The 12579-nt window shown below is 62.1% G+C and carries 10 protein-coding genes; 8 read left to right on the forward strand and 2 right to left on the reverse strand.

Features of this window, described 5'->3' with window-relative positions:
- The first annotated feature begins 36 nt into the window (after window positions 1-36).
- The 6 genes from EJ077_RS04820 (at window position 37) to mgrA (ending at window position 6098) form a co-directional block, all read left to right on the forward strand.
- Complete coding sequence (locus tag EJ077_RS04820; RefSeq protein ID WP_135914968.1) at window positions 37-930, forward strand: carbohydrate ABC transporter permease; 894 nt, start codon at window positions 37-39, stop codon at window positions 928-930.
- The gene (locus tag EJ077_RS04825; RefSeq protein WP_208700045.1) at window positions 923-1858 is read left to right on the forward strand and encodes a carbohydrate ABC transporter permease; all 936 of its coding nucleotides are present in this window, start codon (window positions 923-925) and stop codon (window positions 1856-1858) included. Before EJ077_RS04820 ends, EJ077_RS04825 begins: the two co-directional genes overlap by 8 nt.
- Complete coding sequence (locus tag EJ077_RS04830; RefSeq protein ID WP_281040193.1) at window positions 1858-2961, forward strand: ABC transporter ATP-binding protein; 1104 nt, start codon at window positions 1858-1860, stop codon at window positions 2959-2961. The genes EJ077_RS04825 and EJ077_RS04830 overlap by 1 nt, the downstream gene beginning before the upstream one ends.
- 55 nt (window positions 2962-3016) lie before the next feature.
- Window positions 3017-3763 (forward strand): sugar phosphate isomerase/epimerase family protein, encoded by a 747-nt coding sequence (locus EJ077_RS04835; RefSeq protein WP_208700047.1) that lies wholly within the window; start codon window positions 3017-3019, stop codon window positions 3761-3763.
- 11 nt (window positions 3764-3774) lie between these two features.
- Entirely contained in the window at window positions 3775-4917 is a 1143-nt protein-coding gene (locus EJ077_RS04840; protein WP_127872346.1) for a Gfo/Idh/MocA family protein, read from the forward strand.
- 134 nt (window positions 4918-5051) lie between these two features.
- Entirely contained in the window at window positions 5052-6098 is a 1047-nt protein-coding gene (gene mgrA / locus EJ077_RS04845) for an L-glyceraldehyde 3-phosphate reductase (RefSeq protein ID WP_135914973.1), read from the forward strand.
- Window positions 6099-6172: 74 nt separating this feature from the next.
- On the opposite strand, the gene EJ077_RS04850 is transcribed toward mgrA, so the two are convergent.
- A complete protein-coding gene (locus EJ077_RS04850; RefSeq protein WP_208700049.1) occupies window positions 6173-7270 on the reverse strand; it encodes a S1 family serine peptidase in 1098 nt (365 codons plus the stop codon).
- A 399-nt stretch (window positions 7271-7669) separates the two neighbouring features.
- Between EJ077_RS04850 and EJ077_RS04855 the strand changes: the two genes are divergently transcribed.
- On the forward strand, window positions 7670-8758 hold the full coding sequence (locus tag EJ077_RS04855; protein ID WP_135914975.1) for a trypsin-like serine peptidase: 1089 nt from the start codon (window positions 7670-7672) through the stop codon (window positions 8756-8758).
- 149 nt (window positions 8759-8907) lie between these two features.
- Entirely contained in the window at window positions 8908-10728 is a 1821-nt protein-coding gene (locus EJ077_RS04860; protein WP_208700050.1) for a hypothetical protein, read from the forward strand.
- Window positions 10729-10864: 136 nt separating this feature from the next.
- On the opposite strand, the gene amrB is transcribed toward EJ077_RS04860, so the two are convergent.
- Window positions 10865-12535, reverse strand: coding sequence for an AmmeMemoRadiSam system protein B (gene amrB / locus EJ077_RS04865; RefSeq protein WP_208700052.1), 1671 nt, complete (start codon window positions 12533-12535; stop codon window positions 10865-10867).
- Window positions 12536-12579 lie beyond the last annotated feature (44 nt).

Raw genomic sequence — 12579 nt, forward strand, 5'->3', positions numbered from 1 at the left:
GCGTGAGGCTCTCATTGTCCCAGCGAGGCTGCCGAGATGAGCAACAGCGAACGCCCCAACCAGCTTTTCCGCAATCTCAACGCGAAAATCGCCTCGATCCCGATGGTGCTCACCGCCGTGGTGGTGTTCGTCGGCGGCACGGCGTGGACGGTGCTTTATTCCTTCACCAATTCGAAGCTCCTGCCGCGGTTGAATTTCGTCGGGCTCGACCAGTATTACCGGCTGTGGGCGACGCCGCGCTGGCTGATCTCGATCGAGAATCTCTTGATCTACGGCGTGATCTCACTGGTGTTCTCGTTGGTGATCGGGTTTCTGCTGGCAGCCCTGCTCGACCAGAAGATCCGTTTCGAGGACACTTTCCGCACCATCTTCCTCTACCCCTTCGCACTCTCCTTCATCGTCACCGGCCTTGTCTGGCAGTGGCTGCTCAATCCGGATTTCGGCGTCCAGGGCGTGGTGCGAAGCCTCGGCTGGACCAGCTTCGACTTCAATCCGCTCTACAATTCCAGCATCGTCATCTACGGCATATCGATCGCCGCGCTTTGGCAAGGCACGGGACTGATCATGTGCCTGATGCTGGCGGGCCTGCGCGGCATCGACGAGGATATCTGGAAGGCCGCACGGGTGGACGGGATACCCATGTGGAAGACCTATCTCTTCATCATAATCCCGATGATGCGGCCGGTGTTCATCACCACGCTGGTGATCATCGCGTCCGGCATCGTCAAGGTCTACGACCTCGTCGTTGCGCAGACCAGCGGCGGTCCCGGCATCGCCTCCGAAGTGCCGGCAAAATATGTCTACGACTACATGTTCTTCGCCCAGAATCTCGGCCAGGGCTTTGCCGCCTCGACCATGATGCTGCTGTCGGTGATGATCGTCATCGTGCCATGGGCCTATCTCGAATTCGGAGGCCGCAAGCGTGTCTGACCACGTCGTCTCCTTGTCCGCCGCGTCGTCAAACCCGCAAGCTGGCGTCTCCGGACCGAGCGGACCGAAGCCGCGACACATGTTCTCGCGCCGCAACATTTTCCTCTACGGTACGCTCATCGTGGTGGCGCTCTACTACCTCCTGCCGCTCTATGTGATGGTCGTCACCTCGCTCAAGGGCATGCCGGAAATCCGCCTCGGCAACATCTTCTCGCCGCCGCTCGAGATCACCTTCGAGCCCTGGGTCAAGGCGTGGTCGCAGGCCTGCACCGGCCTCAATTGCGACGGGCTTTCGCGCGGTTTCTGGAACTCGGTGCGCATCACCGTTCCCTCGGTGATCCTGTCGATCGCCATCGCCTCGGTGAATGGCTACGCGCTCGCCAATTGGCGCTTCAAGGGCGCCGACACATTCTTCGTCATCCTGATCGTCGGTGCCTTCATTCCCTATCAGGTGATGATCTATCCGATCGTCATCATCCTGCGCGAGATCGGCCTCTATGGCAGCCTTACCGGCCTGGTGATCGTGCATTCAATTTTCGGCATGCCGATCCTGACGCTTCTGTTCCGCAATTATTTCACCTCGATGCCGGAGGAGCTGTTCCGGGCGGCGCGCGTCGACGGCGCCGGGTTCTGGGGCATCTATCTGCGCATCATGCTGCCGATGTCGCTGCCGATCTTCGTCGTCGCCGTCATTCTACAGGTGACCGGCATCTGGAACGACTTCCTGTTCGGCGTCGTCTACACCCGTCCCGACACCTATCCGATGACGGTGCAGCTCAACAACATCGTCAACTCGGTGCAGGGCGTGAAGGAATACAACGTCAACATGGCCGCCACCATCCTGACCGGGCTGGTGCCGCTGATCGTCTATTTCATTTCCGGCAAATTGTTCGTGCGCGGCATTGCCGCCGGCGCGGTGAAAGGGTGATGTCGATGGCGGCGAATGGCACCAGCGTTTCGATCCAGGACCTGTCGCTGAACTTCGGCGCGGTCTCGGTGCTGCAGACGCTCAACCTCGATGTCGCCGAAGGCGAGTTCATCGTGCTGCTCGGACCTTCCGGCTGCGGCAAGTCTACCTTGCTCAACTGCATCGCCGGCCTGCTCGACATTTCCGAAGGCCGCATCTTCATCAAGGGCAAGAACGTCACCTGGGAAGAGCCCAAGGACCGTGGCATCGGCATGGTTTTCCAGTCCTATGCGCTCTATCCGCAGATGACGGTGGAGAAGAACCTGTCCTTCGGGCTGCGTGTCGCCGGCATCGCCAAGGACGAAATCGCCAAGCGCATTGCACGCGCCGCCGAGATCCTGCAGATCGAGCCGCTTTTGCAGCGCAAGCCGGCCGCACTCTCGGGCGGCCAGCGCCAGCGCGTGGCGATCGGGCGGGCGCTGGTGCGCGATGTCGATGTCTTCCTGTTCGACGAACCGCTGTCCAATCTCGATGCCAAGCTGCGTTCGGAGCTGCGCGTCGAGATCAAGCTTCTGCACCGCAAGCTGCAGAACACGATGATCTACGTCACCCATGACCAGATCGAGGCGATGACGCTGGCCGACCGCATCGCGGTGATGAAGGGCGGTGTCATCCAGCAGCTCGACGCGCCGCAGACCATCTATAATCGTCCGGTCAACCGGTTCGTTGCAGGGTTCCTCGGCTCGCCGGCGATGAATTTCGTCGAGGGACAACTGGAAGCCGGCACGACGGCGGTGTTCAAGACCGGGGATTTGACCATACCGCTCGATCGCTACGGCTTCGACGGCGCCGGCAACAAGAGCGGGCCTTGCGTGTTCGGGATCCGCCCCGAGCACGTTGCCTTTGGCGAGGCCGCGAACTCCATGCCCTTTGCCACCGACGCCGCCGTCGAAATCGTCGAGCCGATGGGCTCCGATACGCTGGTGTGGACGAAGCTCGGCGACCGCAATTTCTCCTTCCGCGTCGAGGCGGAAAAGACGCTGCGCAATGGCGATCCGGTCCGGATCGGCTTTGACCCCGCCCGCGCCTCGCTGTTCGATACCCCATCCGGAAACCGCATGTAGCTCCCAAGAAGACCATCCTCCCAAAGACAATCCCCAAGCAGAACGGACAGAGACGATGAACTGGTCATTTCAACTTTACAGCGCCCGCAATTTCCTGCCTTGGACCGATGTGCTCGAAATGCTCGGCAAACTCGGTTACGCCGAGGTCGAAGGCTTCGGCGGCGTCTATGACGATCCCAAGGCCTTCCGCGCCGAACTCGACAAGAACGGCCTTGCCATGCCGACTGGGCATTTTTCCATCGATGCGCTGGAGAAGGATTTCGACGGCGTGCGCCGGATCGCCGAAACGCTCGGCGTCAAGCTCTTGATCTGCCCCTATCTGATGGCGGAGGACAGGCCGTCCGATATCGCCGGCTGGCGCGGCTTCGGCGAGCGCCTGGCCAAGGTCGGCGAGGTGGCCTCGAAGGCCGGCTATGGCTTTGCCTGGCACAACCATGATTTCGAGTTCAAGGCGCTCGCCGACGGCTCGCTGCCGCAGGATCATATCCTGTCGTCCGCCCCCGACATTGGCTGGGAAATGGACGTTGCCTGGGTGGTGCGCGGCGGCGCCGATCCGCTGCCCTGGATCGAAAAGCACGGCAAACGCATCGTCGCCGTGCATGTCAAGGACATAGCGAAGCCGGGTGAGGGGCTGGATGAGGATGGCTGGTCGGATGTCGGCCACGGCACAATCGACTGGGCGGACCTGATCAAGGTGTTGCGGGCCAAGAGCGCGGCGAAATACTTTGTCATGGAACAGGACAATCCCAACGACATCGAGCGCTTCGCCCGCCGCTCGATCGCAACCGTCAAGAGCTACTAGGAACAACCACCATGGCAAAGAAACTGGGTATTGGCGTCATCGGCTGCGGCAACATCTCGAAGGCGTATTTCTCGCTGGCGCCGCTGTTTCGCGGCATCGAGATGCGCGCCTGCGCCGACATCAACATGGACGCGGCCAGGGCACGGGCGAAAGAATTCAAGCTCCGTGCCGAGACCGTCGAGGATCTGCTCAAGGCCGACGATATCGACATCATCGTCAACCTGACCATTCCGGCCGTGCATTACGAGGTGTCGAAGCAAGTGCTCGATGCCGGCAAGCACGTCTATTCGGAAAAGCCGTTCGTGCTGTCGCTCAAGGAGGGCCAGGACCTCAAGACGCGAGCCGAGAAGAAGGGGCTGCGCATCGGCTCGGCGCCGGACACGTTTCTCGGCGGCGCGCACCAGCTGGTGCGTGAACTGATCGACGAGGGAAAGCTCGGCAGGATCACCAGCGGCACCTGCCATGTCATGGGCCATGGCATGGAACACTGGCATCCGAATCCGGATTTCTTCTTCCAGCCGGGCGCCGGGCCGGTGCTCGACATCGGACCGTATTACATCACCAATCTCATCCAGCTGATCGGGCCGGTGAAGCAGGTGGCGGCTTTCGCGACGACCCCCGCCAAGGAACGGACCATCAGTTCCAAGCCGCGAGCGGGTGAAAAGATCCCTGTCAACACGCCGACCACCATTCACGGCCTGCTCGAATTCGAGAACGGCGCCGTGGTGACGCTGAACACCAGCTGGGACGTCTGGGCTCACGGTCACGCGCCGATGGAGCTTTATGGCGAGGCCGGAACGGTGTTCGTGCCGGATCCGAACTTCTTCGGCGGCGATGTCCGCTTCACCGAAGAGGGCAAACCGGTCAAGAAGCAGCCGAAATGGAAGCATCCGCTGGGCATCCCCAATGAGATGCACGGCCAAGGCATGATGGCCAATTACCGGACGGCGGGCCTGGCCGACATGGCGCTGGCGATCGCCGAGGGGCGGCCGCACCGCTGCTCGATGGAACTCGCGTTGCATGCCGTCGATGTCATGACCGGCCTTCTGCGCTCCGGCGAAACCGGCAAGTTCGTCGCCATGCAGACCACTTGCGAGCGCCCGGCCGCGCTTGGCGTCAAGCAAGCCAAGGATCTCCTGGCCAAGAAAAAATAGATCGCGGGAGATTATCGATAATTTTGCTTACCCCTCTCCCCGTTCCGACGGAGAGGGGGTAAAGGATGGCGTACGGGCATGTTCGTCGCCTCTGCGATGACAGTGCCCTGTCCGTTCATATCCGAGGATTTCCCATGCCCTATATCGCCGCTGAAAACCGCTACGAGAACATGATCTACAACCGCTGCGGGCGGTCCGGCCTCAAGCTGCCGGCGATCTCGCTCGGGCTGTGGCACAATTTCGGCGACGACACGCCGCATCGGACCAAGCAGGCCATCGTCCGCAAGGCGTTCGACCTCGGCATCACCCATTTCGACCTCGCCAACAATTATGGGCCGCCGCCCGGCTCGGCGGAGACCGCTTTCGGCGAGATCCTGCGCACCGATTTTTCCGCCTATCGCGACGAACTGATCATCTCGACCAAGGCCGGCTACGAGATGTGGGCCGGCCCCTACGGCGAATGGGGCGGGCGCAAATATGTGCTGGCCAGCCTCGACCAGAGCTTGAAGCGGATGGGGCTCGACTATGTCGACATCTTCTATTCGCACCGTTTCGATCCCGACACGCCGCTCGAAGAAACCATGGGCGCGCTCGACCATGCGGTGCGTTCGGGCAAGGCACTCTATGCCGGCATCTCGTCCTACAATTCGCAGCGCACCCGCGAGGCCGCTGACATATTGAGGCAATTGGGCACGCCCTGTGTCATCCACCAGCCGAGCTATTCGATGTTGAACCGCTGGGTCGAGGAGGACGGGCTGCTCGACACGCTCGAAGGGCTCGGCGTCGGCTCCATCGTGTTTTCGCCGCTGGCGCAAGGCATGCTGACCGATAAATATCTCGGCGGCATTCCCGATGGCAGCCGGGCCTCCCAGGGCAAGTCGCTGAAGACGGCTTTTATCAACGATCGCACCATTGCCAACATCAAATCGCTCAACGCGATCGCCGGCAAACGCGGCCAAACGCTGGCGCAGATGGCGCTGGCCTGGGTGCTGCGCAAGGGCAAGGTGACGTCGGCGCTGATCGGCGCCAGCCGGCCCGAGCAGGTCGAGGATTGCGTCGGCGCGCTCAAGGTGCTCGATTTCAGCGACGCCGAATTGGCCGAGATCGATACTTACGCGCGCGAGTCCGACATCAATCTGTGGGCGGCCTCCGCCGAGCGCAAAGGTCCGCCAAGGAAATAGGCTCGCTCGGCAAGCCGGCAAACAAAACGGCGGGATGTTCCCGCCGTTTTCCACGGCAATCCGAAGCGGCCGCTTCAGGGCGACTTTGGCTTCTGGGCGGTGCCGAGTCCGGCCTTGGGCTTTTCGGGCGCCGGGGCGGATGTCTTCATCTTGGCCTCGATCCAACCGGTGTAGTTGGCCAGCCGCGTGTAGATGCCATAGGCGTCCTTGTGGCCGCAGGCAGCGCTGCCATCAGCGGGGCCTTCGCCCCAACTGACGACGCCGACCTGGACCGGGCCGCCGGCGCCGGTCATGAACAGCGGTCCGCCGCTGTCGCCATTGCAGGCGTCACGCACGCCGCTGGTGGTGCCGGCGCAGATCATGTTGCTGGTCAGCGGATCGGTCATGTCGGCGGCAATCGCATTGGCCGCGGCATCGATGCCCTTTTCCGAATAGCGCATGCGGTGCGACAGGTCTCCGAGAGCCGCTTTCAGGTCATGCGCATAGATGGCCTTGATGCCGCTGTTGCAGGCACTGTTCGGCTGAAGATCGAGATCGGCGACCATCAGCGTGGTCGGGAAGGTGCCGTCCTGCATCTTGCCCCAGCCGGTGACGGTGGTCTTGCCGGTGTCGGGTGTCGCGTCATGGGTAAGCTTGATGGTCGGTGCATCGGCCGGGTCGGCGAGCCGGAGCAGGCCGAGATCGTTGTCGAGCGTCTGCTCGCTGTAGCCCTCGTTGACGATGACTTCGACAACCTTGTGCCGCTTGCCTTCGCTGAGATCCGTGGCACCGGTCAGCACGGTGACGGAGTCTGGCGAGATCGGCTGGCCCTTGTCGTTGAGGCAGTGCGCCGCCGTCAGCACCCATTGCGGAGCGATCAGGCTGCCGCCGCAAAACTGCGCGTTGGCCTGAGAGGCCGGATTCTCGTCCAGCCTGGCGGTGGTGAGGAGTGCCACCTGGAAAGGATAGGCGCCCTTTTCAGCCTGATTGCCGCCATAGACGCGATCGGTGCCGTCGGGGTTCTCCGCCGCTGCCTTGGTCCTGGCATCGGTCACCCGCTGCATCGGCGAAACGGCCGCCTCCGGCCTGACGGCGGCCTCGTCCGCCTGGCCGGCGTTGATGAATGCAACGGCAGTGGCGATGCCAAGCAGCGATGCGGCAACGACCTGCCCGAACCGATTTGTGATGTGCACCTGAACCCCTCCTGAGACAATTCTCCCGCGCGGATCGACGCCGGGCATTGTGCAACCAGAGGCCGCCGGTTCGGCGATCCGGACACGCACCGTATCGAACGGGGCGCGATCGGTCACAAAACCGAATCCCACTTTTGCTAACCGTGCCCGCGAGCAGAACCCGCACAAAACTCTATAGCCCCCACGGGCTACGTGGAAGCGATTTATCATTGCCAATCTTGGATTATTTTAGGCAGTATGTCGTGGCAGGGTCTTAGGCGGGGGCTTTAGATTGACCGAGGCAAACAACGATCCGGTACGTTCGCCGATAGCCTTTGCCGATTTTTCAGCACCACCACGATCTCGACAATATTTCTGTATTTTGATCCAGTCCTTGCTGACTTTTGGGAGAGTCTCACCATGACAAAACTGACAAAGCTTATGATGGCGTCCGCATTGCTTTCCACCGCAATGTCGGCAGTCCCTGCTTTCGCCGCCGATCCTGGCTCCGCCAGTGCCGGCAATGGCGAAAGTATGCGGGACGTGACGTCAGGCGACTACAAGCCCGGGCGGGCCAAGCCGATCGCGCCGCCGACGCTGACTGACGAAGACAACCGCGCCGCGCCGATCACCGACGAGAAAGCGGCTGTCAAATCCTATGGCATCATCGGACGTTCCGCCGATGGCAAGGAGATCAAGATCGAACCGAGCGAAGCGCTGCGAGAGATCATCATCAAGGAACTGAATGCGCCGGCAAATGGCGCCGAGGGCGGCCCGCGCAAGACCGAGGATCCTGACCTTGGCGAAGGCGAAGCCGGACGTCAGGTTTTCGGCACCGACGATCGTGAGCAGGTCAAGAACACCAAGACCTATCCGTTCTCGGCAATCGGCTATCTCGAAGCCAAGTCGAAGACCGGCTACGGCAGCTGTTCGGCAACGCTGATCGGCCCGCGCACCGTGCTTACCGCCGCACACTGTCTCTACAGCCACGAGGACAAGGACTGGCTCTCCGACTACCTGTTCGTGCCGGGCCTCAATGGCAGCACCGCCGATGACGCTCCGTTCGGCGCCTTCAGCTATGAAAGCGCCTATGTGCTGCAGGGCTTCATCGACAACTACCAGGGCTATTATGGCTCCGTGATCCCGTGGGATCTCGGCATCATCACGCTGAAGCAGGATGTCGGCACCAATCTCGGCTGGCTGGGCTACGCCAACTATGACGATCTCGGCGACTTCACCGCCAACCTCGTCGGCTATCCCGGCGACAAGCCGATGGGGACGATGTGGAAGGCAAGCTGCGAAGTGCATGCCGAAAACATCGCTCCGGAATATTTCCAGTATGACTGCGATACGTTTCCGGGGTCGAGCGGCAGCTCGGTCTATGCCTATGACAACAACTCCAAGCAGCGCATCATCACCGGCGTCAACGTGGCGGAAAGTCCCGACGCGAACACTGCCGTACGCCTGAACGCCGCCAACATCCAGTGGATCAACAGCCTGTACAAATAACACTCGTACTCGCAGTTACCGTCAAAGGCGGCGGATCAATCCCGCCGCCTTTTTCATGCCGACCCTCCGCACGGCTTCTCTTGCACGAGGCCGGCGCCCCGACTACGCTTGATCCTCCAAGGGGTTGGGCGTCCAAAGGGGCTTGGAGCATGGCGCGGGCAAGGGCAGTGCTGGGGATCGCGGCCGCATTGATGCTGGCCACGCCGATGCTTTCACCGGCTTCCGCCGATACGGCCGCCGGTGCCTGGGCAGAGCGCGTCCAGATCCTCTACCAGAGCGATACGCGCTCGGTGCTGCGCAGGGCGGTGCGGGTGTGGGATTTCCACCCGGAGAAGAATCTCGACTTCACCTGGGAGCCGGCGGCGGGCCAGTCGCCAGACAGGACGGTCGCGCAGGACGGAACGATCAACGGCAAGGGCAGGCTGGTCTGGCGTGTGCGGGGCTCGGCGAGCTACGACCCCAAGACCGTCTATTCCAGTTATTTCGGCGATATCAGAAACGGCAGGCCCGACGGGCAGGGCCGGCTCGAGTTGCGCTCGGGCGAGGTTTTCGAGGGGCATTGGTTCGCTGGAGATCTCGACGGAAAGGGCATCCATGTCGATGCCGAGGGCAACCGCTATGAAGGGCAATTCGTCCGGGGCGTTCCGAGCGGCGAAGGCAGGTTGCTGTCGACGACGGGCGAAATATTCGTCGGCTCATTTGTTGACGGCCTGAAGGACGGCAAGGGCCAGACCCGGCTCGCCGGCGGCACGGTCTACAGCTCGCAATGGGTGATGGGCAAGGAGGTCGGCGGATCGCGTCCCGACGTGCTGGCAGACGCCAGGGTGGGCGGCCTGCTCAAGGCACAGGCCGGCGGCGGCGATGCCGACAGGGTCGAGATCGGCGTGGTGGTCGACCAGCGCATGACGCAGCAGGCCGACATGAGATACCAGCACCTGGTGCGAGACGAGGACATCGCGATCTATCCGGAGGACAACCTCTACAATGATGCCTGGAACGGCACCGGGCAGGTCAACACGACCAATGTCTATGAAGGTGCCGACTGGGAGGACACGCCGGCCTTTGCCGAGGTCGACCTGAAGACGACGGATCAGTCCAAGGTCAAACTCGACAGCCTGGAAATGAAGGTCGCGGCCAGCGACGCCTATCGCAAGCCGATGCTGTCGATCTCGGAGCATTTCGGCTGCATCGGTTTCCGGCCGGATTTCTCGATCGTCAACAATGGCTGGGGCGGCGCCAAGGACATGAAGATGTCGATCCAGTTCACCACTGTGGACGAAGAGGGCAATCCGACCGGTCAGCCGAGCCGCATGTTCACAAAAGATGTCGGCGGCTTCGGCGATGGCGTCGATGTGTCGATCAAGAGCGTGCTCGACGAGGCCGGCGTCGATACGGCCAGTCTGGAAACCGGACGTTTCCCCTGTCCCTCGGTCGACAGTCTCAATGTCTGCCGCGGCCAGCTCACCAACAAGATCAAGTTCGGCGAGGTCGGCGATTATCTCGGCAATTTCAACCAGGCGATGACGCTGAACGCGATCGGCAAGTTCGACTATTCCTGGGCCGACGACCAGGGCAATGTCACTCAGCAGAGCGAGCCGTTTCGCGCCCAGATGACGATGGCGGTTTTCGAGGTTCCCGAATCGATGGCCGAATGCGGCGACGGCGGTGGCGGCAGCCCGGAAGCGATGCGCTACCAGAACATCGAGTTCCCGATCGGCAAGCACGACTACACTTTTCCCATGCCGGTGCGTGGCAACAAGACTATCAGTGCCTACACGGCGCGACTGAAAATGTGGTCGGCGATGTCGTCGATCCACCGCTTCAGCATCGCCGCGCATTTCGCCGATGGCAGCGTGCGCGAGAGCAAGCCGGTGAGCTTCTTCTATTTCCGGCCGAAGCAGTCGCTGTTCGAGACCAAGACAGAGCCCGCGACGTGCTATTTGCCGCGCAGCATGGCCGGCTGCGGCTAGGGGGTATGTCGATATTCAGGTGAGGCCTAGAGCCGTTCCGCATTTCACGGAATCGCCGAACGGCTCTAACTCTTTGTTTTACGCAATTCCGAACGGAAAACCGCTACGCACTTTTCCTGGAATTGCTCTACGGCGGCTACTTGCGTCCCATCTCGAAATAGTTGGGCAGCGGGATGAGCCTTGTGAAGACGGTGCCTTGCGGGAAGACACGTAGTTCCAGCATCGACCCCGACGAGCGCTCTGCGCTCTGGTCGAACAGGAAATTGCCGAGCGAATAGACCTCCGCCACGTCGCCGCCGGCAAGCGGGACGATCGCTTCGCTCGACACATGCGGATGGCCGCCGACGATGACTGACGCGCCGCGCAATCGCATCTCGTCGGCGAGCCTGTCTTCGCGCGGCGACGGCTCGGTCTTGTACTCGCGGCCCCAGTGGACGAAGGCGGCCACCGGGCGTTCCGCATTCTCGTGCAGCAGCCGGTCGAGCAAGGCAGGGGTGAGCAGGTCGGTGTTCTTGGAGCCGTTGGTGTCGATGTCGGTCAGGCCGACGAGGTCGAGATCGGGGAGCGCCAGCGTCTCGCCCTGGCCGAAATGCGGGATGCGGGCCCCGTCCAGCGCGCGCAGCGTCTCGGCATAACCCGACGGACCGAGATCGTAGGCATGATTGTTGGCGAGGCCGACGCCGGCGACATGCAGCCGCTTCAGCATGTCGACAGCCAGGCCTTCCGGCATTGCCAGCGTCATGTCGTCGATGGCTTCCGGCACGTTGGGCAGGATGACGCCTTCGAGGTTGACGATCAGCGGCCGCGAGCCGGTCAGCGACAGGATGCTGCCGATGATCCGGTCGGCAACGCCGTCGCGCAGCAAAATCTTCTTCATGGCACGGCCGAAATTCACGTCGCCGGCGAGATAATAGATCTTGTCCTTGGGCCGCGCCGGGCTGTTGAAGCCAGGACCGAAGGCGCCGAACAGCGCCACCACATAGCTGGTGGTACGCTCGACATAGTCGGCTGTGTGCTCCTGCGAGTTCTCGTTGGCGACGACCAGCGGCTGGGCGCCGAACAATTCACGCTGCAGCCTGGTCTGGATGTAGAGCGCGCCCACGGAATCGGCATGATCTGGCTGGCGCAATGCCGCGACGCCGTCGAGCGATCCGGCGGCCAGCATGGTGAGCGACTGCTGGTCGAAACGCCTGGAGTCATGCTGGGGCAGATAGTGCGAAAAGTCGGTGGATTCGACGATCAGCGTGTCCTGATCGACGATTGTCTTGAGCGCCTCGGCAAGCCTGTCCCAGTCGCCGCGCCGCGCCTTCACCGACATCGCCACCGGCACGATTTTCGCCTCGGGGAAATAGTGGTGGAGGAAAGGCAGCATGGCGCGTACGCCATGCTCCTTGCCGAACAGACAGGACTCCTCGACCATGTCGCTGTTCTTCTCCAGCAGCCGCACCGCATCGGTGTCGGCTTCTACCGGACCAAGCACGGTGTCGAAGCCGCGCATGGAAGTGGCGTAGAGCTTGCGCGTCTTGTGGAAATGGTCCGGTGACAGAATAACGATGCGTTTGTAGCGGAAGCCGGAAGCGGCATGGAAACCCAGCGCCACCAGGTCGGCGGCCAGCAGATGATGCGGCACGGTGATGCCGGTCAGACGCTGATTGGATGGCTGGACCCCGGCCGCGCCGGCGATGGCATTCTCGAACAGCTTAGCGTCGTCGTAGAAGGGCGGGAAATTCTCGGCGCCGGGCGGGCAGACGAGAGGGGTGGCGAAGGCTGGGAGGGGGAACAGGAGACCGAGTACGAATATAAGCACAACGACAGTTTGCGCCCAGGCCCCCTCTCTGTCCTGCCGGACAG

The organism is Mesorhizobium sp. M8A.F.Ca.ET.057.01.1.1 (assembly GCF_003952565.1).
Lineage (GTDB): Bacteria > Pseudomonadota > Alphaproteobacteria > Rhizobiales > Rhizobiaceae > Mesorhizobium.

What these genes read in the sequence shown, in the direction of transcription:
- EJ077_RS04820 (WP_135914968.1), top strand. Translation starts at nt 37, where the DNA reads ATGAGCAACAGCGAACGCCCCAACCAGCTTTTCCGCAATCTCAACGCG.
- EJ077_RS04830 (WP_281040193.1), top strand. Translation starts at nt 1,858, where the DNA reads ATGTCGATGGCGGCGAATGGCACCAGCGTTTCGATCCAGGACCTGTCG.
- EJ077_RS04835 (WP_208700047.1), top strand. Translation starts at nt 3,017, where the DNA reads ATGAACTGGTCATTTCAACTTTACAGCGCCCGCAATTTCCTGCCTTGG.
- EJ077_RS04840 (WP_127872346.1), top strand. Translation starts at nt 3,775, where the DNA reads ATGGCAAAGAAACTGGGTATTGGCGTCATCGGCTGCGGCAACATCTCG.
- mgrA (WP_135914973.1), top strand. Translation starts at nt 5,052, where the DNA reads ATGCCCTATATCGCCGCTGAAAACCGCTACGAGAACATGATCTACAAC.
- EJ077_RS04855 (WP_135914975.1), top strand. Translation starts at nt 7,670, where the DNA reads ATGACAAAACTGACAAAGCTTATGATGGCGTCCGCATTGCTTTCCACC.
- EJ077_RS04860 (WP_208700050.1), top strand. Translation starts at nt 8,908, where the DNA reads ATGGCGCGGGCAAGGGCAGTGCTGGGGATCGCGGCCGCATTGATGCTG.